Genomic DNA, 25,305 nt, shown 5'->3' with positions numbered 1-25,305 from the left:
GGCTAGTGGTACCTGCCGTGAGTTGGGAGCAATCGGCATGACGATCGATCGCGGAGCCAAGCAGGATGTTCAGGCGTGGACCACGTTCACCGACACCGAGGGTATTCCCGGCTGGGTCTGCAAGGCGTACGCGGACAGCTGGCGTGGACCGCGCGACGACGAAACACCAGATTCGGCGGCGTCGCTGATAACGCCGGCGCTGCTGGGTGCACATTGTCGACTTGGTCAGCACCGTCCCGCCGGCGAAAGCCGCGTGGCGGTCTATTCGGCAGACGATCCCGCGGGTTTCGGGCCGGCGCTGCAGGTGGTCGCCGAACACGGCAACATGCTGATGGATTCCGTCACGGTGCTGCTGCACCGGCTGGGGGTTGGCTACACCGCGATGATGACCCCGGTCTTCGAGGTGAGGCGCGGCTCGACCGGAGACCTGTTGCGCGTCGAACCGAAAGCGGACGACAGGTCGCCATACGCCGGCGAGGCCTGGATACACGTCCAGCTGTCGCCCTCGGTTGATCGCAAAGCCCTCGCCGAGGTGGAACGGCTGCTGCCCAAGGTCCTGGCGGATGTGCAGCGGGTCGCCACCGACGCGGCGGCGATGATCACCACACTGAGCGAGCTGGCCGAGGTCGTCGACAGCGACCCCGAAGGCCACTACCGCGCTCCGGACCGCCAGGAGGTTGCGGCCCTGCTGCGCTGGTTAGGGGATGGGAACTTCCTGCTGCTGGGCTACCAGCCCTGCCGGGTGGACGACGGGCAGGTCATCGGCGAGGGCTCCAGCGGCCTGGGCGTGCTGCGCGGCCGTACCGGTTCCCGTCCCCGGCTCACCGACGACAGCAAACTGCTGGTGCTGGCCCAAGCGCGCGTTGGCAGCTACCTCCGGTACGGCGCGTACCCGTATGCGATCGCGATCCGCGAATACGTGGACGGTGACAGCGTTGTCGAGCACCGCTTCGTCGGGCTCTTCACGGTCGCTGCCATGAACGCCGACGTCCTGGAAATCCCCACGGTTTCGCCCCGGGTTCGCGAAGCGCTCGCCCTGGCCGGCAGCGACCCTAGCCACCCGGGCCAGCTCCTGCTCGACGTCATCCAGACCGTTCCGCGCCCGGAGCTGTTCACCCTCAGCGCCGAACGGCTGTTGACCATGGCCAAAGCCGTGCTGGATCTGGGATCGCAACGACGCGCACTGTTGTTCCTGCGCGCGGACCGGCTGCAATTTTTCGTTTCTTGCCTGGTCTATGTGCCCCGCGATCGCTACACCACCGCGGTGCGTTTGCAGATCGAGGACATCCTGGTCCGTGAATTCGGTGGTACCCGACTGGAATTCACCGCCCGCGTCAGTGAATCACCTTGGGCACTCATGCATTTCATGGTTCGCTTGCCCGAAGATTCCGCGCCTGGTTCGGTCGACGTCTCCGAAGCCAACCGGGTCCGAATTCAAGCTTTGCTGAGCGAAGCCGCGCGAACCTGGTCCGACCGGCTGATCAGCGCCGCGGGCACCGGCTCCGTCGGGTATGCCGACGCCGAGCACTACGCGACGGCGTTCTCCGAGGCCTATAAGCAGGTGGTAACCCCCACCGATGCCATCAACGACATCGCCAGTATCAACCAGCTGAGCGACGATTCTGTCAAGCTGGTGCTCTCCGAACGCGACGAGGGCAGGGTCGCCAAGTTGACCTGGTATCTCGGTGGCCGGAGCGCATCGTTGAGCCAGTTGCTCCCGATGCTGCAAAGCATGGGCGTGGTGGTGCTCGAGGAGCGCCCGTTCACCGTGACCCGCCCCGACGGATTGCCGGTGTCGATCTACCAGTTCAAGATCTCGCCGCACCCCACAATTGCGCTACCGCCGGCCGGTCCCGAGCGGGACGCGACCGCAACCCGATTCGCCGACGCGCTGACCGCGATCTGGCAGGGACGCGTCGAGATCGACCGGTTCAACGAGCTGGTGCTGCGCGCGGGGCTGACCTGGCAGCAGGTGGTGTTGCTGCGCGCCTACGCGAAGTATTTGCGGCAGGCGAATTTTCCCTACAGCCAGTCCTACATCGAATCGGTGCTCAACGAGCATGCGTCCACCGCGCGGTCACTGGTTGCCTTGTTCGAGGCGCTTTTCGATCCCAGGCCCACGGGTTCACCGGCGCGGCGCGATGCGCAAGCGGCCGCGGCCGCGGTTGCTGCCGACATCGACGCGCTGGTGAGCCTGGACACCGACCGCATCCTGAGGGCATTCGCGTCACTGGTGCAAGCCACCTTGCGGACCAACTATTTTGTGACCCGCGACGGTTCGGCCCGCAGCAAGGACGCGCTCGCACTGAAACTCAATGCCCAGCTGATCGACGAGCTGCCGTTGCCACGACCCAAGTTTGAGATCTTCGTGTACTCACCGCGGGTCGAAGGTGTGCACCTGAGATTCGGTCCGGTCGCGCGTGGCGGCCTGCGCTGGTCGGACCGCCGCGACGATTTCCGCACCGAGATCCTCGGTCTGGTCAAGGCGCAAGCGGTGAAGAACGCCGTCATCGTGCCGGTGGGGGCCAAGGGCGGGTTCGTCGTCAAGCGGCCGCCGCTGCCCACCGGCGACGCGCTCGCCGACCGCGACGCCGCCCGCGCCGAAGGCGTCGCCTGCTACCAACTGTTCATCTCCGGGTTGCTTGACGTCACCGACAACGTCGACCATGCGACCGGCAAAGTCAACCCGCCGCCGGAGGTGGTCCGGCGGGACGGCGACGACGCCTACCTGGTGGTGGCCGCGGACAAAGGCACCGCCACGTTCTCCGACATCGCCAACGACGTCGCCCAGTCCTACGGGTTCTGGCTGGGCGATGCGTTCGCGTCCGGCGGGTCGGTGGGCTACGACCACAAGGCCATGGGCATCACCGCCAGGGGCGCGTGGGAGGCCGTCAAACGACACTTCCGGGAGATCGGGGTGGACACCCAGACGCAGGATTTCACCGTCGTGGGTATTGGCGACATGAGCGGCGACGTGTTCGGCAACGGCATGCTGTTGAGCACGCACATCAGGCTGATCGCCGCCTTCGATCACCGGCATGTCTTCCTGGACCCAAACCCCGATGCCGCGGTTTCCTGGGCGGAACGCCGCCGGATGTTCGACCTGCCGCGGTCCAGCTGGGACGACTACGACAAGTCGCTGATCAGCGAGGGCGGCGGGGTGTACAGCCGCGAGCAGAAGGCCATCCCGATCAGCGCGCAGGTCCGTGCCGCGCTCGGCATCGACACTGACGTCGCGGAACTGGCCCCGCCCAACCTGATTCGGGCGATTCTGCAGGCGCCGGTGGATCTGCTGTTCAACGGCGGCATCGGCACCTACATCAAGGCCGAATCGGAGTCCGATGCCGACGTCGGTGACCGTGCCAACGATCCGGTGCGGGTCAACGCGAATCAGGTGCGCGCCAAGGTCATCGGCGAAGGCGGCAATCTCGGGGTGACCGCCTTGGGCCGGGTCGAATTCGATCTGTCGGGGGGTCGGATCAACACCGACGCGATGGACAACTCGGCCGGCGTGGACTGCTCCGACCACGAGGTCAACATCAAGATCCTGATCGACTCGCTGGTCACCGCCGGCAAGGTCAAGGCGGAGGAACGCAAGCAGCTGCTGGAGTCGATGACCGACGAGGTCGCCCGGCTGGTGCTCACCGACAATGAGGACCAGAACGACTTGATGGGTACCAGCCGTGCCAACGCGGCCAGCCTGTTGCCGGTGCATGCCGATCAGATCAAGTACCTGGTGGCCGCCCGCGGGATCAACCGGGAATTGGAAGCGCTGCCGTCGGAGAAGGAGATTGCCCGCCGCTCCGAGGCGGGCATCGGGCTCACCTCACCCGAGCTGGCCACGTTGATGGCGCACGTCAAGCTGGCGCTCAAAGAGGAAGTGTTGAAAACCGAGCTGCCCGACCAAGACGTCTTCGCATCCAGGCTCCCCCAATACTTCCCGAAGCCGCTGCGGGACCGGTTCACCCCGGAGATCCGCGCCCACCAGCTGCGTCGCGAGATCGTGACCACCATGCTGATCAACGATCTGGTGGACACGGCCGGCATCACCTACGCCTTCCGCATCACCGAGGATGTCGGCGTGGCGCCGATCGACGCGGTGCGCACCTACGTCGCCACCGATGCCATCTTCGGGGTCAACCACATCTGGCGGCGGATCCGTGCGGCCAACCTTCCCGTGGCCCTGTCGGACCGGCTGACGCTGGACACCCGCCGGCTGATCGACCGCGCCGGACGCTGGCTGCTCAACTACCGTCCCCAGCCGTTGGCCGTCGGCGCCGAGGTCAACCGCTTCGCCGCGAAGGTGAAGGCCATGACGCCGCGCATGTCGGAGTGGTTGCGCGGGGACGACAAGGCGATCGTGGAAAAGGAAGCCGCGGAATTCGTGTCATTGGGTGCACCCGAAGACCTGGCCTACCGGGTCGCGGTCGGCCTGTATCGCTACAGCCTGCTCGACATCATCGACATCGCTGACATCACCGAGATCGACACCGCCGAAGTCGCCGACACCTATTTCGCCCTGATGGACCGGCTGGGCACCGATAGCCTGCTGACGGCGGTGTCGCAGCTGCCCCGGAACGACCGCTGGCAAGCGTTGGCGCGGTTGGCGATTCGTGATGACATCTACGCGTCGCTGCGGTCACTGTGCTTGGACGTGCTGGCCGTGGGGGAGCCCGATGAGAGCGGCGAACAGAAGATCGCCGAGTGGGAACACATCAGTGCCTCCCGGGTGGAGCGGGCACGTCGAACGCTCGACGAGATCCGCGCAAGCGGAGCCAAGGATCTGGCCACGCTGTCGGTGGCGGCGCGCCAGATCCGCCGGATGACGCGCACCAGCGGACGGGGATCTTCGGGGTGAGCGTCGGGTTCGTCGTGCCGGTGCCGGTGCGCTGGTCTGACATCGACATGTACCAGCACATCAACCACGCGACCATGGTCACCATCCTGGAAGAGGCACGTGTCCCGTTTCTCAGGGACGCGTTCGGCGCCGACATCACCACGGTCGGGCTGCTGATCGCCGATGTCCGCGTCACCTACAAGGGTCAGCTGCGGCTGTCCGATTCGCCGCTGCAGGTGACGATCTGGGTGAAGCGGCTGCGGGCGGTCGATTTCACGCTGGGCTACCAGGTGCGGTCGGTCAACGCGGAGCCGGAATCGCGGCCGGCCGTGATCGCCGAGTCGCAGCTGGCCGCATTCCATATCGAGGAGCAGCGGCTGCTGCGCCTGTCGGCACACCATCGGGAGTACCTTCAGCGGTGGCTCCGGCAATAGCGGGGGGAGCCGAGCGCGGACTGTGGCTGAGCGACCCGGCCGAGCGAGCGGATCTGGCCACGTTCGTGCGGCATGCGAAGCGGCTCGACGATGCCGCGGTGATCCGGCTCCGCGCGCGATCGTCGGGTTTGGTGGCGGCCTGGGTGGCAACGGGATTCGACGTGCTGGCCAGCCGGGTGGTGGCGGGCACGGTGCGGCCCGAGGACTTGTCCGTCGGCGCGGACGGATTGGCCGACGGTCTGGCCGCGATGGACACGTCGGGCTACGTCGATCCCGGCTACCCGATGGACTCGGCGTGGCGGGGCGCGTTGCCCCCAGACTCCGGATTCGCTCACGTCGATGACGTGCCGGCCCGGGTGATGCTGGAGCTGGCGCAGCGCGGAGCGCGATTGGCCAAGGAGCACGGCAGCTCCCACGGCCCGCCGGTGTCGCTGCTCGACCAGGAGGTCATCCAGGTCAGCTCGGCCGACGTGGCAGTCGGGCTACCCATGCGCTGCGTGTTCGCTTTGACCGCAATGGGTTTCCTGCCGCAGTCACCGATCGGCGCCGGCGAAATGATCCGGATCCGGGTTCGGCCGGCGTGGTTGCGTCTGGACGCCCGGTTCGGCTCGGTGTACCGGCGGCGCGGCGATCCGGCGCTGGTGCTGCGGTGAACGGTTTTGTGGCCGCGCTACTCGAGGTCGAATGCCGCGCGGATCGCTTGCGAGAGGGCCGGTTCCTGATCGGGTAGCAGATAGCCGAGCTGGCGTCCCAACGCACTGGTTGGAATGGTAGCGATGTTGTCGCAGCTGATTACCGAAGTCTGCTGCAGCCCATTGGCTGGACCGACAATGACCTCGGTGGACAGACCGCGAATGGTGCCGGTGATGGGTGCCACGGTTACCCGGGCGAGGTGAGGTCTGACGAGTTCGCGGGTCAGGATCACGACGGGCCGGGTCTTGTCGAGATGAGCCAGCTGGATGGGCCGCATCAATCGATGTCAACGGCTAGCTTCGCGACGTGTTCGGCGAGTTTGTCGAGGTCGCGATCGGGTTCGGTGACGGCGAGAATCGCGGCGTCGCGGGCGGCGATTTGGCGGCGCCGTTCGCGTTCGAGGGCTCGCAATACGACCGCGGCGCGGCTGGGTGCCCGGTCCTCGCTGACCTCGCGATCGATGAAGGCGACGACATCCTCGGGTAGCCGCACGGCGATCTGAAGGCTCATACCAAAACGGTACCATCTTGGGATGCAGTGTCTCGTTTGCCCTGGGATGTCTAGGTGGCCAGCCAGGCCGCGGAGTCGGGCGGCAATTGGCCGTCCACCGACGCTGTGCTGGCAAGGATGAGTTCGCCGTCCGGCAGCGCCAGCGGGCGCTTACCGGCGTTGAGTGCGCACACCAGCCCGCCGGGACGGCGGAATATCACGGCGGTGCGCGGCGCGGTGAGCCACTCGATGTCGTCGCCGTCAAATTCGGCACGCCCGCTGCGCAATTGGAGGGCGCGCCGAAAAAACGACAAGGTCGAGCCACCATCGGCGCGCTGCTTTTCGACGGTCAGCCCCGCCCAATCCGCCGGCATCGGCAACCAGGTTTCGGCACTGGTCGAGAACCCGAACGGCGGGCCCTCGCCCGACCACGGGATCGGAACCCGGCACCGGTCGCGGCCGCGTTCGGTATACCCCGAGCGTTTCCATGTCGGGTCCTGCAGCACCTCGTCGGGCAGGTCCACATCCGGCAAGCCCAGCTCCTGCCCGTTGTAGAGGAACACCGCGCCCGGCAGGCCCAGCATCACCATCGCCATGGCCCGCGCCCGGCGCAGCCCGAGCTCGCCGCCGCCGTACCGGGTGACCTCCCGGCCCACATCGTGGTTGGCCAGTGTCCAGGTCGGGGTGGCGCCGGCCAGCGCCGCGGCCCGCAGCGAGTTGTGCACCGCGTCGTGAATGGCGGTGGCGCTGAATTCGGCCCGTGCCAGCCGGAAATTAAATCCCAGGTGCAGTTCGTCGGGCCGCACGTACTCGGCCCAACGGGCGTTGTCGCGCACCCACACCTCGCCGATGGTGACCGCACCGGGATAGTCGTCGACGACCGCGCGGATGTCGCGGTGGATCGCGTGCACCTGCGGCCGGTTGAAGCGTGGGTCATCATCGGTGTGGCGCAACACCCCGGTTGCGCCGCGGGCATCCGGCAGGCCCGGCGGCTTGGCCATCCCGTGCGCCACGTCGATGCGGAAGCCGTCCACGCCGCGTTCCAGCCAGAACCGCAGCGTCTTTTCGAAGTCGTCGAAAACTTCGGGATGGTCCCAGTTCAGATCGGGCTGTTCGGTGTCGAATAGGTGCAGATACCACTGGCCAAGGGTGCCGTCCGGTTCCACCACTCGTGTCCAGGCCGGCCCGCCGAACACCGACTCCCAGTTGTTCGGTGGCAGCGCCCCTCCGGTGCCGCGGCCGTCACGAAAAAAATAGCGATCCCGTGCCGCGCCGCCGGGACCATCGATGAGCGCCGCCTGAAACCACGGATGCGCCGAACTGGTGTGGTTGGGCACCACGTCCATGGTGACCTTGATCCCCCGCCGGTGCGCCGCGGCGATCAGCCGATCGAACGCCGACATCCCCCCGAACAGTGGGTCGATGTCGCGGGGGTTGGCGACGTCGTAGCCATGGTCGGCCATCGGCGAGACGGTGACGGGGTTGATCCAGATGGCGTCAACACCGAGCGCTTCCAGGTACCGCAGCCGGCCCGTGATTCCGTCGAGGTCGCCGACCCCGTCACCGTTGCTGTCGGCGAATGACCTCGGATACACCTGATAGAAAACCGCATCCGACCACCACGGCTCCGGTCGACGAGCGCGTGCGCGAGGGGAGCCGGGGCCCATCGGCCACGGCTCACTGCGCTGGGCGGGCATCACAACGAGTTAACCAGCGAGTGGGCCGCCATTTCCAGGTAGTCGAGCAGCTGGCGACGGTGCTCGTCGTCGAGGATTTGCGAGTCGATGGACGCCACCGCGGTGTGCATGCAGCGCAACCAGGCGTCGCGCTCCAGGGGCGTGATCCGAAACGGTGCGTGTCGCATCCGCAGCCTCGGATGGCCACGCTGTTCGGAGTAGGTTCGCGGGCCGCCCCAATACTGCTCGAGGAACATCCGCAAGCGCTCCTCGGCATCCGACAGATCTTCTTCGGGGTACAGCTGACGCAGTATCTCGTCCTCGGCGACCTGCGCGTAAAACCGTGACACGATCGCGTCGAAGGTCTTGGCGCCGCCGATAGCGTCGTAGAACGTCTCTGGCTTCTGCTCCATCCCCTCCATTGTGGTCCAATTGTTGCCGCAGCGTGGTCAGCCCCGCTGTGCACCCGGCCGGACCAGGCAAGCAACGGCGATTTGGCGTGCGGTCGGCAGCAAATCATGGTGGACTGTTGCGCGGAGGTTTTATGGCACAGCGCAAGAAGCGCGGCGGCCACCACAGTTTCGGTGCCGCGGCAGGCGGTACGGGACCCGCGTCATGCCTGCACGGTGTTGTCCACTCCCACCGACCCGCCCCGGGTGTCGACACCCATCCGCCCAACCGCCACGAATTCGCCTCGATCTGGAATCGCAAACGGGTGCTGCTGCTGAATTCCACCTATGAGCCGCTGACCGCGCTGCCGATGCGGCGAGCGATCGTCATGGTGGTCTGCGGTAAGGCCGACGTCGTGCACGACGACCCGACCGGGCCGGTCATCCACTCGGCGACCAGCTCGATCGTGGTGCCGTCGGTGATCCAGCTGCGGTCCTATGTCCGGGTTCCCTACCGGGCCCGGGTGCCGATGACCCGCGCCGCGCTGATGCACCGCGACCGGTTCTGCTGTGCTTATTGCGGCGGCAGGGCCGATACCGTCGACCACGTGGTGCCGCGAAGCCGCGGCGGTGACCACTCCTGGGAGAACTGCGTGGCGTGCTGCTCGACGTGCAACCACCGCAAGGGCGACAAGCTGCTCACCGAACTGGGCTGGGCGCTGCGCCGCGCGCCGCTGGCGCCCACCGGACAGCACTGGCGACTGCTGTCCACGGTCAACGAACTCGATCCGGCGTGGGCCCGCTATCTCGGCGAAGGCGCGGCCTAGGGTTGTTTGCCCAATCGGGTCCTGGGTGCACCGATAGCACCTCCGGTGGGATACGGTTTGGGTCGTGACCGCGTTGGAGATTCACCTGTTCTTTGTCGGAATCCCGTTGTTGCTGGTGGTCGTGTTGGGGTTGGCGATCTTTACCCGCAAGGGTCCGCACCCGGCGACCTACCAATTATCGGAGAAGTGGACGCATCCACCGATCCTGTGGGCCGCCACCGACGAGGTGGTGGGCGACTCCCACGGCTCCCATGGCGGGCATGACGCGCAGTTCACCGTGGGAGGTGGCGCCAGTGGCACTTGGTGACGTCGCAACGATTGAGCCTACCGAGCTCCCGAAAGGCTGGGCGCTGACCTCCAGTGGACGCCTCTCCGGCGTCACCGAGCCCGGGGAACTGTCGGTGCACTACCCGTTCCCGATCAAAGACCTCGTCGCCCTGGACGACGCGTTGACATACAGCTCGCGGGCGTCTAACGCGAGGTTCGCCGTCTACCTCGGCGACCTGGGCGGTGACACCGCAGCTAAGGCCCGAGAGATCCTTGCCAAGGTGCCGACGCCGGATCACGCGGTGCTGATAGCGGTCTCACCCAACCAGTGCGCCATCGAGGTGGTCTACGGCTCGAAGCTGCGAGGTCGCGGCGCCGAGTCGGCCGCTCCGCTCGGGGTCGCGGCCGCGTCGTCGGCGTTCGAGCAGGGTGAGCTGATCGGCGGGTTGATCAGCGCGATCCGTGTCCTCAGCGCGGGAATCTCACCGGCCTAGGTTCCTGACCGCGAGGGTCCGCAACCGCACGCCCGAGGCGGCGTGTCGCCGTACCGACATGGACGCTCGGGGACCACTTAAGTCTCGGCGTCGAACCGACGGGCCTTAAGCGCCCGCTGCACCCCGGCTTGGCCCTCCAGCACGAGTCGGCGCAGCGGCGGGGGCACCGCCGACTCCGGGGCGGCCAAGAAGGCGTCGGCGGCCGCGATGCCCTCCTCGCTGATATCCCAGGAGGGGTACAGGCCCACCACCACCGACTGGGCGACTTCGCTGGACCGGCGCGCCCAGACTCCCGGGATCGCCTCGAAGTAGCGCGCGGTAAAAGGCTTGAGCAGCTCACCCTGCCCCGGCGCGGCAATGCCGGCGATGATCGCGCGCCCGACGGCATTGGCCAGGGTGTCGTCCTCGACCACCGTCGTAAACGCCTTGTCCTTGACCGCGAATTGCGGACGTGCCGCGCTGGCCTGGGCGCCGTGCCGCTGGCCGGCCGCGGTCGGGTCCCGTCGTACCTCGGCGTCGATCCTTGGGGTGTCGGGCCCGTCGGCGTCGACGGCCCCGGCGGTCGCCAGCGCGGTCACGATGCGCCAGCGCAGGTCGGTGTCGACCGTCAGGCCTGCCAATCCCAGCTCGGCCGGGTCACCGTCGAGCAGCGCCGCCAACGTGTCGACGTGCCGCGGCGACAACACCGACGAACACAGCGTGTTGACGAAGGCGAGCTGGCGATCCGATCCGGGCCGGGCGTCGCGCGCCAATTCCAGCAGCCGGTCGGCATACCGCGGCCAGCCGTGCTCGCGGGCCCAGCCGGGCTCGGCATAAGACCCCAGCGCCGTCTGCGCCTGCAGCAGCAACCGCTGCAACACCGCGACTTCGGTTTCGGCATGCACCCCGGCCGACACCAAGGCCACGAAGTCGCGCGCGCGCAGTTCGGCTTCGCGGGTCATCTCCCAGGCCGCCGACCACACCAGCGTGCGCGGCAGCGGGTCGGCGATGTCGGCGATGCGGTCCAACGCGGTCTGCAGCGACCGCTCGTCCAGCCGCAGGGAGCAATAGGTGAGGTCGTCATCGTTGACCAGGATCAGTTTGCCGCGTGAAACACCAACCAGTGCAGGCACTTCGGTGACCGACCCGTCGACGTCGAGTTCCTCGCGGTGCACCCGAACCAGCTTGCCGGACCCGCCGGAAACATCGTCGTCGTAGATTCCGACCGCCAGCCGATGCACCCGGGTCTCACCCGCACCTGGCGCCGCCCCGCTCTGGGTGACCGCGAACCGGGTGAACCTGCCGTCCGCATCAACCTCGAAATCCGGTCGCAACGTGTTGAGCCCGGTCGTTTTCAGCCACTGCTGGCCCCAATTCGACAGGTCGCGGCCGGACGCCTTCTCCAGCGCGGCGATCAGATCGTCGAACGTGGCGTTGCCGAAGGCGTGGGTGCGGAAGTAGTCACGCAGCCCGGCCAGGAAGTGTTCCAGTCCGACGTAGGCGACCAGCTGCTTGAGCACCGAGGCGCCCTTGGCGTAGGTGATGCCGTCGAAGTTCACCTCGACGGCGGCCAGGTCGGGGATGTCGGCGGCGATTGGGTGCGTCGACGGCAACTGGTCCTGGCGGTAGGCCCACGACTTTTCGACGGTGGCAAACGTGGTCCAGGCCTGCGTGTACTCGGTGGCCTCGCTTTGGCACAGCACCGACGCGAAGGTTGCGAACGATTCGTTCAGCCACAGGTCGTCCCACCAGGTCATGGTGACCAGGTCGCCGAACCACATGTGGGCCATCTCGTGCAGCACCGTTTCGGCCCGCCGCTCGTAGGAGGCCCGGGTGACCTTGCTGCGGAAGACGTAGTCTTCGAGAAACGTCACCGCACCGGCGTTCTCCATGGCGCCGGCGTTGAACTCGGGGACGAACAGCTGGTCGTACTTGCCGAACACGTACGGCATGCCAAAGTGCTTGTGGTAGAAGGCAAATCCCTGCTTGGTTTCGGTGAACAACCGCTCGGCGTCCAGGTGGTCGGCCAGCGAGGCCCGGCAGTAGATGCCCAGCGGGATGTCGCCGTGGTCGTCGCTGTAGGTGTCGTTCCACGCCGCGTACGGTCCGGCGATCAACGCCACCAAATAGGTGCTCATCCGTGGGGTGGTGGCGAAGGTATGCACGCTGTTCCCATCGCTGGCCACGACGGCCAGCGGCGCGCCGTTGGAGACCACCTTCCAGTGCGTGGGCGCGGTCACCCGCACGTCGAAGGTGGCCTTGAGGTCGGGTTGGTCGAAGCAGGCGAACATGCGCTTGGCGTCGGCGGTTTCGAATTGCGAGTACAGGTAGACCTCGCCGTCCACCGGGTCGACGAAGCGATGCAGGCCCTCGCCGGTATTGGAGTAGCGGCAGTCAGCGTCAACCACGACGAGGTTTCGGGCGGCCAGTCCGCGCAGCGGGATCCCGGTCGATTCGTCATACCCCGAGACGTCCAGGTCGCGGCCGTTGAGGGTGGCGCTGCGCACGGTGTGGGCGGCGATGTCGATGACCGTGTCGGCCCCGGGGAGCGCGTCGAACACCACGGTGGTGAGCGACCGGAATGTGTGTTCGCCGGGAGCGCCGTTACCGTCGGTCACGTCGAGATTGATCTGGTAGTTGTCGACGGTGATCAGGGCTGCGCGTTCGATCGCCTGGTCGCGAGTCAGGTTTGGAAGTGCCACGCGCTCCAACATATCGGCCGCGGCGCGGGTAGCGAGGACCATGGCGGCGGTCGTCAACCGCAGGGGGCCGATATTCGGGCGATCGTCGTCGCGACGGGAACAATCCGGGCGCGGCCGCAGTTGCGGTGTGTGACCGTCAACGAGAGGACCCACAGATGCCCGCAACGGCCTCCGAAAAGTCTGTCGCCGATTTCTGGTTCGATCCGCTGTGTCCGTGGTGCTGGATCACCTCACGCTGGATTCTTGAGGTGGAGAAGGTTCGCGACATCGAGGTCAACTTTCACGTGATGAGCCTGGCGATACTCAACGAAAACCGCGAAGACCTGCCCGAGCAATACCGCGAAGGCCTGGCCAAGGCCTGGGGACCGGTGCGGGTGGCGATCGCGGCCGAACAGGCCCACGGTCCCGGCGTGCTGGACCCGCTGTACACCGCGATGGGCACCCGGATACACAACGAGGGCAACATGGACCTCGACGAGGTCATCGAGCTGTCCCTGGCCGACGCCGGACTGCCCGCAGAGCTGGCCGCGGCCGCAACCAGCAACGCCTATGACGACGCGCTGCGCAAGAGCCACCACGCCGGAATGGACGCGGTCGGAGACGACGTCGGTACGCCCACCATCCACGTCAACGGCGTGGCGTTCTTCGGCCCGGTGCTGTCCAAGATTCCGCGCGGCGAGCAGGCCGGCAAACTCTGGGACGCCTCGGTGACCTTCGCGGCCTATCCGCACTTCTTCGAGCTCAAGCGGACCCGCACGGAACCTCCCGAATTCGACTAAGCCTGGATCCGTGGATGGCCCGGTGTCTTGATCGGCGTGAACACCGAAAACGTCTGTGCGGAGGCCACGCTGGCCAAGGAGGGCACCCAGTTTCGGCCCGAACAGCTGGTCGGGCTGGCCGACAAACTCGCCGATTGTCTGAACCCCGACGGGAATTACAGCGATGAGGACCGGGCCCGCCGGCGCGGCATCACCCTGGGCAAACAACAGGCGGCGGGCACTTTGTATGCCGACGGTACCGGGTACACGTGGGGCAGATGAGGAAGGTGTGACGCCTGGAGCGGCCTGTCAGAACGCCGAGACCCCCGAGGACCTTATGGGCAAGACCACTTAGCGGAGTCAGTGGTCGTCGGCGATCAGCGATCGTTTCGCGTCTGCGTTGATGGTCCAGTTGCGCCAGTGGCGGCGGCGAGCGCCAGTAAAGGCGCCGCGATGCGGGGGTGGACACCGGTGGCGGTGCGGCCACCGTGACGCTTGAGTCCGAGCTGGTCTTTGCAGTGTCGTAGACGGCTTGGATCCATTGACCCATGCCGGCGAGGTTGGCACAGCGGCGCTTGTTTTCGTCCTTGCGGTCGGGCGCACCAGCAGCGGGTTCAGTTCTTCGGCGCAGTAGCGCTGCAACTCGGCGCCGGACGGGGCATCGAGGTTCGTCGTCACCAGCGTCCATCGATGCCCTCCAGCCACATCCGCCACAAGCCCACACGCCAAGTGGACTCCTACCGTCGGTCCAACAATCGGCAACCGACCCCAAGAGCCCGTCCGGTGCGCCACAGTTGGGTCTAGGCTGGCGGCGTGTTTGAATCGCTGTCCGACCGGTTGACCGGCGCCCTACAGGGGCTGCGTGGCAAGGGCCGACTGACCGACGCCGATATCGATGCCACCACCCGCGAGATCCGGCTGGCGCTGTTGGAGGCCGACGTCTCCCTGCCGGTGGTCCGGGAATTTGTCCACCGGATCAAGCAACGCGCCCGGGGCGCCGAGGTGTCCGGTGCCCTCAACCCGGCACAACAGGTCGTCAAGATCGTCAACGAGGAACTCATCGGCATCCTCGGCGGCCAGACCCGCGAATTGGTGTTCGCCAAGACCCCTCCGACCGTGGTGATGCTCGCGGGCCTGCAGGGATCCGGGAAGACGACGCTGGCCGGGAAATTGGCTGCGCGCCTGCGCAATCAGGGGCACACACCCCTGCTGGTGGCCTGCGACTTGCAACGCCCGGCCGCGGTGAACCAGCTGCAGGTCGTCGGCGAGCGTGCCGGAGTGCCGGTGTTCGCGCCGCATCCGGGTGCGTCGCCGGAGTTCGGTCGCGGTGACCCGGTCGCCGTCGCCGCGGCCGGGCTGGCCGAGGCCCGGGCCAAGCACTTCGACGTCGTCATCGTCGACACCGCCGGACGACTGGGCATCGACGAGGAGTTGATGGCCGAGGCCGCGGCCATCCGTGACGCCATCAAACCCGACGAGGTGCTGTTCGTCTTGGACGCCATGATCGGCCAGGACGCCGTCACCACCGCGAGGGCGTTCGGCGAAGGCGTCGGATTCACCGGTGTGGTGCTGACCAAGCTCGACGGCGACGCCCGCGGTGGGGCCGCGCTATCGGTCCGCGAGGTGGCCGGCGTGCCCATCCTCTTCGCCTCCACCGGGGAGAAGCTGGAGGACTTCGACGTCTTCCACCCGGACCGGATGGCCAGCCGCATCCTGGGCATGGGTGATGTGCTGAGCCTGATCGAGCAGGCCGAGCAGGTCTTCGACGCCCAGCGGGCCGAGGAGGCGGCCGCCAAGATCGGCGCCGGCGAGTTGACGCTGGAGGATTTCCTCGAGCAGATGCTTGCCGTGCGCAAGATGGGCCCGATCGGCAACTTGCTGGGTATGCTGCCCGGCGCGGCTCAGATGAAGGACGCGCTGGCCGAGGTCGACGACAAGCAACTCGACCGCATCCAGGCCATCATCCGCGGAATGACGCCCGAAGAACGGGCCGACCCCAAGATCATCAACGCGTCGCGGCGGCTGCGTATCGCTAACGGCTCGGGCGTGACCGTGTCCGAGGTCAACCAGCTCGTCGACCGCTTCTTCGAGGCACGCAAGATGATGTCATCGATGCTCGGCGGCATGGGCATACCGGGCATGGGGCGCAAGTCCGCGACACGAAAGTCCAAGGGGGGCAAAGGCAAGAAGGGCAAGAAGGGGGCACGGGGCCCGACGCCGCCGAAGGTCAAGAGCCCGTTCGGGATGTCGGGCATGCCCGACATCCCGGGCATGCCGGCCGGCTTCCCCGACCTGTCGCGGATGCCCGAGGGTCTCAACGAGCTTCCCCCCGGGCTGGCCGACTTCGACCTGTCCAAGCTGAAGTTCCCGGGCAAGAAGTAGTGGCGATGACGAGCGCGGCGGGGCCGGGTGAAGCGGATCGCCACCGTCGGACGTAGCCCCGTCGTGCGCCTGCACGTGCGAGGTGTGCGCCTGCCCGACGAGACCGCCATCGAATTGTGGATCGTCGACGGCCGCATCAGCACGGAGCCGGTCGCCCATGCCGACACCGTCTTTGACGGCGGCTGGATCCTGCCCGGGCTGGTCGACGCGCACTGCCACGTCGGGCTGGGCCAGCATGGCGCCGTCGAACTCGACGAGGCGATCGCGCAGGCCGAGACCGAACGTGACGTCGGCGCGCTGCTATTGCGGGACTGCGGCTCCCCGACCGACACCCGCAGCCTCGACGCCCGTGCCGACCTGCCCCGCATTATCAGGGCCGGCCGGCACCTGGCCAGACCCAAGCGCTACGTGGCCGGTTTCGCCAGTGAGCTCGAAGACGAGTCGCAGCTGCCGGCCGCGGTGGCCGAGCAGGCGCGCCGCGGCGACGGCTGGGTCAAACTGGTCGGCGACTGGATCGACCGCCAAATCGGCGACCTGGCCCCACTGTGGTCCGATGACGTGCTCAAGGCCGCCATCGATGCCGCACATGCGTGCGGGGCCCGGGTCACCGCGCACGTCTTCGGCGAGGACGCGTTGCCCGGCCTGATCAACGCCGGCATCGACTGCATCGAGCACGGCACCGGGCTCACCGACGACACCATTGAGCTGATGCTCGACCACGGCACCGCACTGGTCCCCACCCTGATCAACCTGGAAAACTTCCCCGGGATCGCCGACGCCGCGGTGCGCTACCCTGCCTACGCCGCGCACCTGCGCAACCTCTACGCCCGCGGCTATGCGCGCATCGCGGCGGCCCGGGAGGCGGGCGTGCCGGTGTATGCCGGCACGGACGCCGGCAGCACGATCGAGCATGGGCGGATCGCCGACGAGGTGGAGGCCCTCACGCGCATCGGGATGAGCGTCACCCACGCGCTGGGCGCGGCGTGTTGGGATGCGCGTCGCTGGCTGGGTCGCCCGGGTCTGGACCATGGCGCGTCGGCCGATCTGTTGTGCTACCGCGAGGACCCGCGGCAGGGTCCCAAGGTGCTGAACCGCCCCGATCTGGTGATCCTGCGCGGCAACACGTTTCGGCCCTGGTAGCCCGGCCCAGTGGCGCTCTCGGTGACGGCAGCCGAGCGCAGTCTGCCCATGGTGGTTACGATCGCGAGATGGCGTTGGCCAGCGGCGCGACCTTTGCCGGTTACCCGGTCGTGCGGATGCTGGGTGCCGGCGCGACCGGTGAGGTCTACCTGGTCCAGGACCCGCGGTCGCCGCCATGGGCAGCCCTGAAAATCCTGACCCCGGCGCTGTCGGCGGACGACGAATTCCGCCGGCGCTTTCACCGCGAGACCCCGATCGCTGCACAGCTCTACCACCCGCACATCGTGGAGGTGCGCGAGCGCGGCGAGGTCGATGGGCGACTGTGGATCGCGACGGACTACATCGACGGAATCACCGCCGCGCAACTGATGCGGCAGCGGTTTCCGGCGGTCCTACCCGTCGGCGAGGCACTGGCGATTCTGGCTGCCGCCGCCAGCGCCCTCGACCATGCGCACCGGCGCGGACTGCTGCATCGCGCGGTCAAGCCCGCCAACATCCTGCTGACAAGCATCGGCGAACCGCGGATTCTGTTGACCGACTTCGGAATAGCGCCCGCGGCCGGTGGCGGCAAGGGCGCGGCCGCCTATCTCGCGCCCGAGCAGTTGATGGGCGATGAGGTCGACGCGCGTGCCGACCAGTACGCGCTGGCGGCCACCGTCGTGCACCTGCTGACCGGTGCGGCGCCGGCTGACCGGTCCCGGCCCGCCACGCTCAGCGACGCGCGTCCGGACCTGGCGCGTCTGGACGCGGTGTTCGCCAAGGCGCTGGCCCAACAACGCGAGCACCGGTTCGGCAGCTGCCGCGAGTTCGCCGACGTGGTCAGCGCACGTGCCGGCCCGGGGTTCGGTGAACGCAGCCCCCAGGTCGTGGGGCCGCCGACCCAGGGGGTCACCGAGGTGGTCGACTACCCGGCCTACGGCTGGCCCGACGCCGACAACGCTGAGCGGCAACCCGCCGCCCCGGTGCAGTCGGCACCCGCGAAGTCGCGCGGCACGTCGCTGCAGTCCGTGGCCGGGTTGGCACGGCGCTTGGCGGACTCCACGGCGACCGTGAAACCACAAAGGCGTGCGCCGCGCCGCATCGTGGTCGGCGCCGCCGGCGTGGCCCTGATCGTCGCCCTGGTCGCCGTCAGTTTCGTGATAGGGCGCAAGACCAGCACGACGTCCACGCCGGTTGCCGGCCCGCCGACAACCGCGTCGGCTGCCCCAAGCACCCCAACCGGCGGCGCCCCGGCCACCGCGCCGGTGTCGCTTGACGGGACCTACCGCATCGAGGTCCAACGCTCCAAGCAGACCTACGACTACACCCCCAGCCCGCAGCCGCCGGACGTGAACACCTGGTGGGCGATCCGGTCGTCGTGCACACCGACGGGTTGCCAGGCGGTCGCGACGTTGCTCGACGACAACGACCACACTCGAGCCAAATCACCGACCGTTCGTCCGCTCGTGCTGCAGTTCGGTGACGGCCAGTGGACCTCTCGCCCGGAAACGGTGCCGTTCCCGTGCATCGGGCCCAACGGCTCGGCAAGCACCCAGTCCACGACGCAGCTGCTGTCGCTGCGTCCACAACCGCAGGGCGACCTCGTCGGTGAAATGGTCGTCACCGTCCATAGCGATGAGTGCGGCCAACAGGGAGCCGTGATCCGGATCCCGGCGGTGGCCAGCCGCAGCGGGGATCTGCCGCCGAGGGTCACCGTGCCGGACCCGGCGACGCTTCCGCCGGCCCTCACCGAGGCGCCGCCGACGCCGACCACCACGGCGTCAGGCCCCGGCCGCTGACCCCCAACCGACCCCCAGAAAAAGATTGCGAGCGGTCGCTATCTATGCTAGCGTTGGCGCCGCTCACGACTGGAGGAAACCGTGATCTACGACGTGATCATTCGCGACGGCCTGTGGTTCGACGGCACGGGTGCCGCTCCGCAGACCCGGACACTGGGCATTCGCGACGGAGTACTGGCCGCGGTGGCCGCACCCGGTGAGCAGCCGCTGGACGAGGCCGGCTGCCCGGAGGTGATCGATGCGGCGGGCAAGTGGATCGTGCCCGGCTTCATCGATGTGCACACCCACTACGACGCCGAGGTGCTGCTCGACCCCGGTCTGCGGGAATCGGTGCGCCACGGCGTCACCACGGTGCTGCTGGGCAACTGCTCGCTGTCGACGGTGTACGCCAACTCCGAAGACGCCGCCGACCTGTTCAGCCGGGTCGAGGCGGTGCCGCGCAACTTCGTCCTGGGTGCGCTGGAAACCAGCCAGACCTGGTCGACGGCCGCGGAATACGTCCAGGCGATCGACGCCCTGCCGCTCGGACCGAATGTCTGCTCGTTGCTGGGTCACTCGGACCTGCGGACTGCCGTGCTGGGCCTGCAGCGCGCCACCGACGCCACGGTCCGGCCCACCGAGGCCGAGCTGAAGCGGATGGCCACACTGCTGGACGCGGCGCTCGACGCCGGGATGCTGGGCATGTCCGGGATGGACGCCGCGATCGACAAACTCGACGGCGAGCGCTTCCGGTCGCGCGCGTTGCCGTCTACCTTCGCGACCTGGCGGGAACGGCGCAGGCTGATCAACGTGCTGCGCGCGCGTGGCCGGATTCTGCAGAGCGCACCCGACGTCGACAACCCGGCCTCGGCACTGCTGTTCTTTGTGGCCAGCAGCCGGATGTTCAACCGGCGCAAGGGAGTCCGGATGAGCATGCTGGTCTCTGCCGACGCCAAGTCGATGCCTTTCGCCGTGCACGTGCTCGGGCGGGGCACCCGCGTGCTCAACAAGCTGCTGGGCTCGAGCGTGCGATTCCAGCACCTGCCGGTCCCGTTCGAGTTGTACTCCGATGGCATCGACCTGCCCGTCTTCGAGGAGTTCGGCGCCGGTACCGCGGCTCTGCATCTGCGTGACCAACTGCGGCGCAACCAGCTGCTGGCCGACACGACCTACCGTCGCCAGTTCCGGCGCGAATTTGACCGCCTCAAGCTCGGACCGTCGTTGTGGCACCGCGACTTCCACGACGCGGTGATCGTCGAATGCCCGGATGAATCGTTGATCGGCAAGAGCTTCGGGGCCATCGCCGACGAACGCGGGCTGCACCCGCTCGACGCGTTCCTGGATGTGCTCGTGGACAACGGCGAGCGTAACGTCCGCTGGACCACCACCGTCGCCAACCACCGGCCCAAGCAGCTGAACAAGCTGGCCGCCGAACCCAGTGTCCACATGGGCTTTTCCGACGCCGGCGCGCACCTGCGCAACATGGCCTTCTACAACTTCCCGTTGCGGCTGCTCAAACGAACGCGCGACGCCGAGCGGGCCGGCAAGCCGTTCCTGTCCGTCGAGCGTGCGGTGCACCGCTTGACCGGCGAGCTGGCCGAGTGGTTCGGCATCAACGCGGGCACGTTGCGGCTGGGCGACCGCGCCGACTTCGTGGTGATCGACCCGGCCCACCTTGACGAGTCGGTGGATGGCTACCACGAAGAGGCGGTGCCCTTCTACGGCGGCCTGCGTCGCATGGTCAATCGCAACGATGCGACGGTGGTCGCGACGGGTGTGGGCGGCGCGGTGGTGTTCCGCAGCGGTCGGTTCCGCGACGGCTATGGCCAGACCGTGAAGTCGGGCCGGTACCTGCGCGCCGGCGAGCGCGAACGGCGCGCCCTGAGCCTCAGCGTCTGACATGGCCAGGACCCAGCAGCAACGCCGGGAAGCTACCGTCGCCCGGCTGCTGCAGGCCAGCATCGACACCATCCTCGAGGTCGGCTACGCCCGGGCGTCAGCTGCCGTCATCACCAAACGCGCTGGGATGTCCGTCGGCGCCCTGTTCCGGCACTTCGAAACGATGGGTGATTTCATGGCGGCCACGGCATCGGAGGTGTTGCGCCGTCAGCTGGAGACGTTCACCAAGCGAGTCGCCGAAATACCGGCCGACCGGCCGGCGCTAGAGGCGGTGCTGACGATTCAGCGGGATATCACCAGCAGCCCTACCAACGCGGTCCTGTACGAACTGATGATCGCTGGCCGCACCGACGAGAAGCTCAACGCCCACCTGCAAGACGTGTTCGGGCAGTACACGGCAAAGATCCACGATACCGCACGCGCACTGCGCGGGGCCGAGGCCTTCTCGGAGGAGACGTTTCCGGTTCTGGTGGCTTTGTTGACCAACGTGTTCGATGGAGCGGCCCTGGTGCGGGGGTTGCTGCCGGACTGGGATATCGAGGATCGACGGATCCAGCTGCTGGCGGCGTTAATCACCACGGCATGGGCGCATCTGGACGGATTGTCCGCCCAGGCCGCCCAGTCAAGGCCTTCACCCCACGCTCGACGCGAGTCGGGTAGCCGGCAGCGAAAGCCACCAAGGGGAGCATCATGACCATGCGCGAGTATGGGGTGACCGCCGCCTCCTCGGACGCCGTTGGCTCGGTCGGGACGCTGTCGGCGTTCCTGTGCGCGCTGTACGCCCTGTTCATGGGCACGGCCCAGGAGCCCGGCTGGCGCCACGGCGTCTTGGCAACCGTCATGCTCGGCAAAGGCGCGTCCCACATCTATCTCGAAGCGGCCGCGGGCGTGACGTTGTTCGTCTTGGCCGGCCGCCATCTCGACGTGGCCCGACAACGGGCACGAGTTCATGGGCATCGAACTGATGCGTGCAGGGGAGTTTGAGGGTCACCATGGAGCTTTATCAGCTGCGCTACTTCCAAACGGTCGCCGACGTTGGCACCTTGCGCGATGCCGCCGAGCGGCTGGCGGTGTCGCAATCGGCGGTGAGTCGGGCCATCGCGATGCTTGAATCCGAGATCGGGGTTGAGCTGTTTACCCGGCGTGGCCGGGCCAACGAACTCAACCGGTTCGGGCTGGCGTTCTTGCGCTCGGCAAGGGCGGTGCAGCGCAGCCTCGAGGCAGCCGTGTCTGACGTGCGCCAACTCGCGGGGGCCGACGCCGGCACGGTGGCCCTGGGATTTCCGAGCTCCTTGGGCGTGGCCACGGTCCCCCGGCTGATCCGACGTCATCATGACCGCTACCCCGCGGCCCGATTCGAACTGCGGCAACGGGTCGGTGCCGCGCTGGTTAACGATCTGGTAGCGGGGGGCATCGACATCTGCCTCACCAACCCCATGACATTCGACGAATCAGCCAACGTGCAGTGGCACCCGTTGTTCATCCAACCCCTCTACGCCGTGGTCGATCGAGCTCACCCGCTGGCCCGCCGGGAGGTGATCGGCTTCGAAGAGCTTGCCGGCCAACCCATCGTGGCCCTGGACCGGGATCACACGGTACGCAGGATCTTCGATGACGCCTGCCACCGTTATGGCATCTCTCCCACGATCGCCTTCGAGGGCACCGACATCACCACGCTGCGCGGGCTGATCGCCGCGCGGTTGGGGGTCGGTGTGCTGCCCAAGGCGGCCGAGCCAACGCCGAACATTGTGGAGATCGCTTTCGACGACCAGCGATTGGTTCGTCCCATTGCGATCGGGTGGATGGCCAATCGGTATCTGCCGCCGTCGGCCGCCGCGTTCCGTGACACCGTGATCACCTCGTGTGGACTGCCGGAGCAGGATGTGCGGGGCATCGCGGGGTCATCGACCGTTGCCTGACGACACGGGCGGGCCGGTGACCTGTCCGGTGAGGCTTGCTGCCGCCACCCTGATCGGAAGTGGGGGCGGGCGCTGCGTATGAGCCCGCGACGTCGCTCAGCCTTCGCCACCGCGGGCTGCGATGGCGCTCGCTGCAGTGCGGTCGCCGTGCCCAACGAAGCCGCACCGCCGACACCCGAACTCCCCTTGGCAGCGGCGATTCCTTTTGTCCACCGAGCGCCGCAGGCGCCGCACGCCGCGACGCGTGACCCGCTTACAGCGAGCCGATGCCGGCCTGCGGATTGACCGCGAAACCCCAATCCAACAGGCTCGCGGCCTGATCCCAATATGTCGGCCCGCCCTCTTTGACCAGCCCGTACATCATCGCGATCACCAACCGCCGGCCACCGCGGGCGGCAGCGCCGACGAACGTTTTCCGCGCGGCCTGGGTAAAACCCGTCTTACCGCCGATCGCCCCCGGGTACCGGTGCAGCAGCTCGTCTTGATTGACGATCGGCTGGTCACCGTTGTCGCTCGGGAACATCGCCGACGGCTCGGCGGTGATCCGCGCGAACACCGGATTGGCCATCGCTGCCCGGAAGATGACCGCCAAGTCATGTGCCGTCGACCACCCCGAGCCGCCGGGACCGTCCAGCCCGGACGGGGTCGCCGCGTGGGTGTTGGCCGCCCCCAGCGTCGCGGCCTTCGCGTTCATTTTGTCCACGGCGACGTCCTGGCCGCCCAGCATGTGCGCGAGGGTGTTGGCGGCGTCGTTGCCCGACACCAGCAGCAGGCCGTCGAGCAGTTGGCGCGCGGTGTAGCTGCGGCCCGGTTTGACACCCACGCAGTTGCACTCGACCTGGGTGTCGGCGGCGTCGGCGACGACCGTGGAGTTCAAGTCCAGCTCGTCGAGGACCACCAGCGCCAACAGCACCTTGATGGTGCTCGCGGGCGGATGAGCCACGTTCTGGTCGCGCCCGGCCAGCACCTGACCGCTGTCGAGATCGGCCACGATCCAGCTCTGGGCCGGACCGTCGGGGATCGGTGCTGAACCGGCCGGCTGTACATCGGTGTCGGCCCATGCGGTGGCCGCGCCGGCGGTGACACCGCAAGCACCGAACGTGAGCGCCGCAGCGGCTGCGGCCATGAGCCTTCGCATGGAGGCAGAGTCTAACTTCCGCACTCGCCGGTCGCCCATTTCCAGACGGGCGGGCGGTGTTGAATCAGGGCATGTTGAGCCTTGCCGATATCTCCGACCGGTTGGAAATCCAGCAGCTGCTGGTGGACTACTCGACCGCGATTGACCAGCGCCGATTCGACGACCTTGACAAGGTGTTCACCCCCGACGCCTACATCGACTATCGAGCCCTGGGTGGCATCGACGGCAGGTATCCCGAGGTCAAGCGGTGGCTGTCGGTGGTCTTGCCGAGCTTCCCGGCGTATGCCCACATGCTGGGCAACTTCTCGGTCCGCGTCGACGGGGACACCGCGTCGTCGCGGGTGCTCTGCTTCAACCCGATGGTTCTCGCCGGGGACCCGCCCGCCGGTCAACAGCGGGTGCTGTTCTGCGGGCTGTGGTACGACGACGAGTTCATGCGCACCCCCGAAGGCTGGCGGATGACGCGAAGGGTCGAAACCAAGTGCTTCCAGAAAGTGATGTGAGGGGCCCGATGGTGGCGACCCGTCCCCCGCAAGCGGGAGGTACCCCCAGCGCCCGGCTGCGCCGCGCTTGCGATCGCCACGGGGCCGAGTTTCTGCGGTGGCGCCACGTTCTGGCACAATATGCGGCTGTCCGCCGCGCGGTCAGGCCTTGTTCGGGGTGCTGTTCGGGCCTGCAGCCGGTGGTCACACACGCGAGGCAAAACCGGATCCTGGCATCCCGCCCGGATCGCTGAATTGCAGCGTGACCACACAGGAGAACCGCTTAACCATGGCTGTGAAGATCAAGCTCACCCGGCTTGGCAAGATCCGCAATCCGCAGTACCGCATCGCCGTCGCCGACGCCCGGACCCGCCGCGACGGCCGTTCCATCGAGATCATCGGCCGCTACCACCCCAAGGAAGAGCCCAGCCTCATCGAGATCGACTCCGAGCGCGCCCAGTATTGGCTCTCGGTGGGTGCGCAACCCACCGAGCCCGTCCTCAAACTGCTGAAGATCACCGGCGATTGGCAGAAGTTCAAGGGTCTGCCCGGTGCCGAGGGCCGGCTGAAGGTCGCCCCGCCCAAGCCCAGCAAGCTCGAGTTGTTCAACGCCGCGCTGGCCGCCGCCGACGGCGCTCCCACCACCGAGGCCGCGAAACCGAAGAAGAAGTCTTCGGCCAAGAAGGCCGCGAAGGCCACCGAAGCCGCCGCCGAGCCCGCCCCGGAGGCTGAGCCGGCCCAGGCGCCGGCCGCGGGCGGCGAGCAGCCCGAGCCGACGGCCGAACATTGACCGGCGCAATGAGCACCGTCGTGGTTGACGCCGTCGAGCATCTGGTCCGCGGGATCGTCGACAACCCCGACGACGTCCGGGTGGACATGGTGACCAGCCGCCGTGGACGCACCGTCGAAGTCCATGTGCACCCCGACGATCTGGGCAAGGTGATCGGACGCGGGGGACGCACCGCGACCGCGTTGCGCACGCTGGTCGCCGGTATCGGCGGGCGCGGTATCCGCGTCGACGTGGTGGACACCGACCAGTAGCA

22 protein-coding genes and 3 pseudogenes are annotated in these 25,305 nt (G+C 67.6%); 18 read left to right on the top strand and 7 right to left on the bottom strand.

Annotated features, from left to right (window positions below):
- The first annotated feature begins 37 nt into the window (after window positions 1-37).
- Genes G6N20_RS11225 through G6N20_RS11215 form a run of 3 tightly spaced genes read left to right on the top strand, consistent with a single transcriptional unit; the run spans window position 38 to window position 5,924 of the window.
- Window positions 38-4,858 carry an NAD-glutamate dehydrogenase gene (locus tag G6N20_RS11225; RefSeq protein WP_083046159.1) on the top strand — a complete coding sequence of 1,607 codons (4,821 nt, stop codon included), beginning with the start codon at window positions 38-40 and terminating at the stop codon, window positions 4,856-4,858.
- The gene (locus G6N20_RS11220) at window positions 4,855-5,271 is read left to right on the top strand and encodes an acyl-CoA thioesterase (RefSeq protein WP_083046160.1); all 417 of its coding nucleotides are present in this window, start codon (window positions 4,855-4,857) and stop codon (window positions 5,269-5,271) included. The genes G6N20_RS11225 and G6N20_RS11220 overlap by 4 nt, the downstream gene beginning before the upstream one ends.
- Complete coding sequence (locus G6N20_RS11215) at window positions 5,268-5,924, top strand: hypothetical protein (protein ID WP_083046237.1); 657 nt, start codon at window positions 5,268-5,270, stop codon at window positions 5,922-5,924. Before G6N20_RS11220 ends, G6N20_RS11215 begins: the two co-directional genes overlap by 4 nt.
- Before the next feature lie 17 nt (window positions 5,925-5,941).
- Here G6N20_RS11215 and G6N20_RS11210 read toward each other — a convergent pair whose 3' ends face one another.
- Genes G6N20_RS11210 through G6N20_RS11195 form a run of 4 tightly spaced genes read right to left on the bottom strand, consistent with a single transcriptional unit; the run spans window position 5,942 to window position 8,542 of the window.
- On the bottom strand, window positions 5,942-6,241 hold the full coding sequence (locus G6N20_RS11210; protein WP_083046161.1) for a type II toxin-antitoxin system PemK/MazF family toxin: 300 nt from the start codon (window positions 6,239-6,241) through the stop codon (window positions 5,942-5,944).
- The gene (locus G6N20_RS11205; RefSeq protein WP_083046162.1) at window positions 6,241-6,474 is read right to left on the bottom strand and encodes an antitoxin; all 234 of its coding nucleotides are present in this window, start codon (window positions 6,472-6,474) and stop codon (window positions 6,241-6,243) included. The genes G6N20_RS11210 and G6N20_RS11205 overlap by 1 nt, the downstream gene beginning before the upstream one ends.
- A gap of 50 nt (window positions 6,475-6,524) precedes the next feature.
- A complete protein-coding gene (locus G6N20_RS11200; RefSeq protein WP_142271848.1) occupies window positions 6,525-8,150 on the bottom strand; it encodes a glycoside hydrolase family 13 protein in 1,626 nt (541 codons plus the stop codon).
- Window positions 8,150-8,542 carry a globin gene (locus G6N20_RS11195; RefSeq protein ID WP_083046238.1) on the bottom strand — a complete coding sequence of 131 codons (393 nt, stop codon included), beginning with the start codon at window positions 8,540-8,542 and terminating at the stop codon, window positions 8,150-8,152. Before G6N20_RS11195 ends, G6N20_RS11200 begins: the two co-directional genes overlap by 1 nt.
- 131 nt (window positions 8,543-8,673) lie before the next feature.
- Here G6N20_RS11195 and G6N20_RS11190 point away from each other — a divergent pair, with 131 nt between their 5' ends.
- The 3 genes from G6N20_RS11190 (at window position 8,674) to G6N20_RS11180 (ending at window position 10,106) form a co-directional block, all read left to right on the top strand.
- Window positions 8,674-9,345 carry an HNH endonuclease gene (locus G6N20_RS11190; protein ID WP_083046164.1) on the top strand — a complete coding sequence of 224 codons (672 nt, stop codon included), beginning with the start codon at window positions 8,674-8,676 and terminating at the stop codon, window positions 9,343-9,345.
- A 73-nt stretch (window positions 9,346-9,418) separates the two neighbouring features.
- Window positions 9,419-9,652 carry an aa3-type cytochrome oxidase subunit CtaJ gene (ctaJ, locus tag G6N20_RS11185; protein ID WP_083046239.1) on the top strand — a complete coding sequence of 78 codons (234 nt, stop codon included), beginning with the start codon at window positions 9,419-9,421 and terminating at the stop codon, window positions 9,650-9,652.
- A complete protein-coding gene (locus G6N20_RS11180; RefSeq protein ID WP_083046165.1) occupies window positions 9,639-10,106 on the top strand; it encodes a DUF5130 domain-containing protein in 468 nt (155 codons plus the stop codon). The genes ctaJ and G6N20_RS11180 overlap by 14 nt, the downstream gene beginning before the upstream one ends.
- Before the next feature lie 77 nt (window positions 10,107-10,183).
- On the opposite strand, the gene pepN is transcribed toward G6N20_RS11180, so the two are convergent.
- Window positions 10,184-12,787 carry an aminopeptidase N gene (pepN, locus tag G6N20_RS11175; protein ID WP_083046240.1) on the bottom strand — a complete coding sequence of 868 codons (2,604 nt, stop codon included), beginning with the start codon at window positions 12,785-12,787 and terminating at the stop codon, window positions 10,184-10,186.
- A 155-nt stretch (window positions 12,788-12,942) separates the two neighbouring features.
- Between pepN and G6N20_RS11170 the strand changes: the two genes are divergently transcribed.
- Together G6N20_RS11170 and G6N20_RS11165 are read left to right on the top strand one after the other, a co-directional pair.
- Window positions 12,943-13,566: an Rv2466c family mycothiol-dependent reductase gene (locus G6N20_RS11170; protein ID WP_083046166.1), complete on the top strand. Its 624-nt coding sequence runs from the start codon at window positions 12,943-12,945 to the stop codon at window positions 13,564-13,566.
- A gap of 57 nt (window positions 13,567-13,623) precedes the next feature.
- A pseudogene (locus tag G6N20_RS11165) lies at window positions 13,624-13,785 on the top strand (DUF222 domain-containing protein); the annotation flags it as partial.
- A 120-nt stretch (window positions 13,786-13,905) separates the two neighbouring features.
- Here the strand turns inward: G6N20_RS11165 and G6N20_RS22430 are convergent.
- Window positions 13,906-14,199: pseudogene (locus G6N20_RS22430) on the bottom strand (IS982 family transposase); the annotation flags it as partial.
- A 159-nt stretch (window positions 14,200-14,358) separates the two neighbouring features.
- On the opposite strand from G6N20_RS22430, the gene ffh reads away from it, so the two are divergent.
- From ffh to G6N20_RS11130, 7 genes and pseudogenes are all read left to right on the top strand, one after another.
- Window positions 14,359-15,927 carry a signal recognition particle protein gene (ffh, locus tag G6N20_RS11160; RefSeq protein ID WP_083046167.1) on the top strand — a complete coding sequence of 523 codons (1,569 nt, stop codon included), beginning with the start codon at window positions 14,359-14,361 and terminating at the stop codon, window positions 15,925-15,927.
- Between the two features lie 27 nt (window positions 15,928-15,954).
- A complete protein-coding gene (locus tag G6N20_RS11155; RefSeq protein WP_142271850.1) occupies window positions 15,955-17,067 on the top strand; it encodes a metal-dependent hydrolase family protein in 1,113 nt (370 codons plus the stop codon).
- Between the two features lie 68 nt (window positions 17,068-17,135).
- Window positions 17,136-18,845, top strand: coding sequence for a serine/threonine protein kinase (locus tag G6N20_RS11150; RefSeq protein WP_083046168.1), 1,710 nt, complete (start codon window positions 17,136-17,138; stop codon window positions 18,843-18,845).
- A gap of 81 nt (window positions 18,846-18,926) precedes the next feature.
- Window positions 18,927-20,723 (top strand): N-acyl-D-amino-acid deacylase family protein, encoded by a 1,797-nt coding sequence (locus tag G6N20_RS11145; RefSeq protein WP_083046169.1) that lies wholly within the window; start codon window positions 18,927-18,929, stop codon window positions 20,721-20,723.
- Between the two features lies 1 nt (window position 20,724).
- Window positions 20,725-21,300 (top strand): annotated as a pseudogene (locus tag G6N20_RS11140) (TetR/AcrR family transcriptional regulator); the annotation flags it as partial.
- A 113-nt stretch (window positions 21,301-21,413) separates the two neighbouring features.
- The gene (locus G6N20_RS11135; protein ID WP_083046171.1) at window positions 21,414-21,707 is read left to right on the top strand and encodes a hypothetical protein; all 294 of its coding nucleotides are present in this window, start codon (window positions 21,414-21,416) and stop codon (window positions 21,705-21,707) included.
- Between the two features lie 8 nt (window positions 21,708-21,715).
- Entirely contained in the window at window positions 21,716-22,642 is a 927-nt protein-coding gene (locus G6N20_RS11130; RefSeq protein WP_083046173.1) for a LysR family transcriptional regulator, read from the top strand.
- Window positions 22,643-22,895: 253 nt separating this feature from the next.
- Here the strand turns inward: G6N20_RS11130 and G6N20_RS11125 are convergent, their stop codons facing one another.
- Window positions 22,896-23,780 (bottom strand): D-alanyl-D-alanine carboxypeptidase family protein, encoded by an 885-nt coding sequence (locus tag G6N20_RS11125; RefSeq protein ID WP_083046174.1) that lies wholly within the window; start codon window positions 23,778-23,780, stop codon window positions 22,896-22,898.
- 71 nt (window positions 23,781-23,851) lie between these two features.
- Here G6N20_RS11125 and G6N20_RS11120 point away from each other — a divergent pair, with 71 nt between their 5' ends.
- From G6N20_RS11120 to G6N20_RS11110, 3 genes are all read left to right on the top strand, one after another.
- Complete coding sequence (locus tag G6N20_RS11120; RefSeq protein WP_083046242.1) at window positions 23,852-24,283, top strand: nuclear transport factor 2 family protein; 432 nt, start codon at window positions 23,852-23,854, stop codon at window positions 24,281-24,283.
- Between the two features lie 268 nt (window positions 24,284-24,551).
- Window positions 24,552-25,052: a 30S ribosomal protein S16 gene (gene rpsP, locus G6N20_RS11115; protein WP_083046243.1), complete on the top strand. Its 501-nt coding sequence runs from the start codon at window positions 24,552-24,554 to the stop codon at window positions 25,050-25,052.
- Window positions 25,053-25,060: 8 nt separating this feature from the next.
- Entirely contained in the window at window positions 25,061-25,303 is a 243-nt protein-coding gene (locus G6N20_RS11110) for an RNA-binding protein (protein ID WP_003878715.1), read from the top strand.
- Window positions 25,304-25,305: the final 2 nt, after the last annotated feature.

Origin of the sequence: Mycobacterium shinjukuense (assembly GCF_010730055.1) — a bacterium.
Classification (GTDB): domain Bacteria; phylum Actinomycetota; class Actinomycetes; order Mycobacteriales; family Mycobacteriaceae; genus Mycobacterium; species Mycobacterium shinjukuense.
The sequence above is the reverse complement of the archived record's forward strand: the minus strand, read 5'-3'. Positions and strand labels throughout refer to the sequence as shown.

Bases quoted from the DNA above. Each gene is read 5' to 3' on its own strand.
- G6N20_RS11110 (WP_003878715.1), top strand. From the start codon at position 25,061: ATGAGCACCGTCGTGGTTGACGCCGTCGAGCATCTGGTCCGCGGGATC.
- G6N20_RS11200 (WP_142271848.1), bottom strand. From the start codon at position 8,150: ATGCCCGCCCAGCGCAGTGAGCCGTGGCCGATGGGCCCCGGCTCCCCT.
- rpsP (WP_083046243.1), top strand. From the start codon at position 24,552: ATGGCTGTGAAGATCAAGCTCACCCGGCTTGGCAAGATCCGCAATCCG.
- G6N20_RS11125 (WP_083046174.1), bottom strand. From the start codon at position 23,780: ATGCGAAGGCTCATGGCCGCAGCCGCTGCGGCGCTCACGTTCGGTGCT.
- G6N20_RS11195 (WP_083046238.1), bottom strand. From the start codon at position 8,542: ATGGAGCAGAAGCCAGAGACGTTCTACGACGCTATCGGCGGCGCCAAG.
- G6N20_RS11150 (WP_083046168.1), top strand. From the start codon at position 17,136: ATGGCGTTGGCCAGCGGCGCGACCTTTGCCGGTTACCCGGTCGTGCGG.
- G6N20_RS11205 (WP_083046162.1), bottom strand. From the start codon at position 6,474: ATGAGCCTTCAGATCGCCGTGCGGCTACCCGAGGATGTCGTCGCCTTC.
- G6N20_RS11225 (WP_083046159.1), top strand. From the start codon at position 38: ATGACGATCGATCGCGGAGCCAAGCAGGATGTTCAGGCGTGGACCACG.
- G6N20_RS11190 (WP_083046164.1), top strand. From the start codon at position 8,674: ATGGCACAGCGCAAGAAGCGCGGCGGCCACCACAGTTTCGGTGCCGCG.
- G6N20_RS11170 (WP_083046166.1), top strand. From the start codon at position 12,943: ATGCCCGCAACGGCCTCCGAAAAGTCTGTCGCCGATTTCTGGTTCGAT.
- G6N20_RS11120 (WP_083046242.1), top strand. From the start codon at position 23,852: ATGTTGAGCCTTGCCGATATCTCCGACCGGTTGGAAATCCAGCAGCTG.
- G6N20_RS11135 (WP_083046171.1), top strand. From the start codon at position 21,414: ATGACCATGCGCGAGTATGGGGTGACCGCCGCCTCCTCGGACGCCGTT.
- G6N20_RS11210 (WP_083046161.1), bottom strand. From the start codon at position 6,241: ATGCGGCCCATCCAGCTGGCTCATCTCGACAAGACCCGGCCCGTCGTG.
- G6N20_RS11130 (WP_083046173.1), top strand. From the start codon at position 21,716: ATGGAGCTTTATCAGCTGCGCTACTTCCAAACGGTCGCCGACGTTGGC.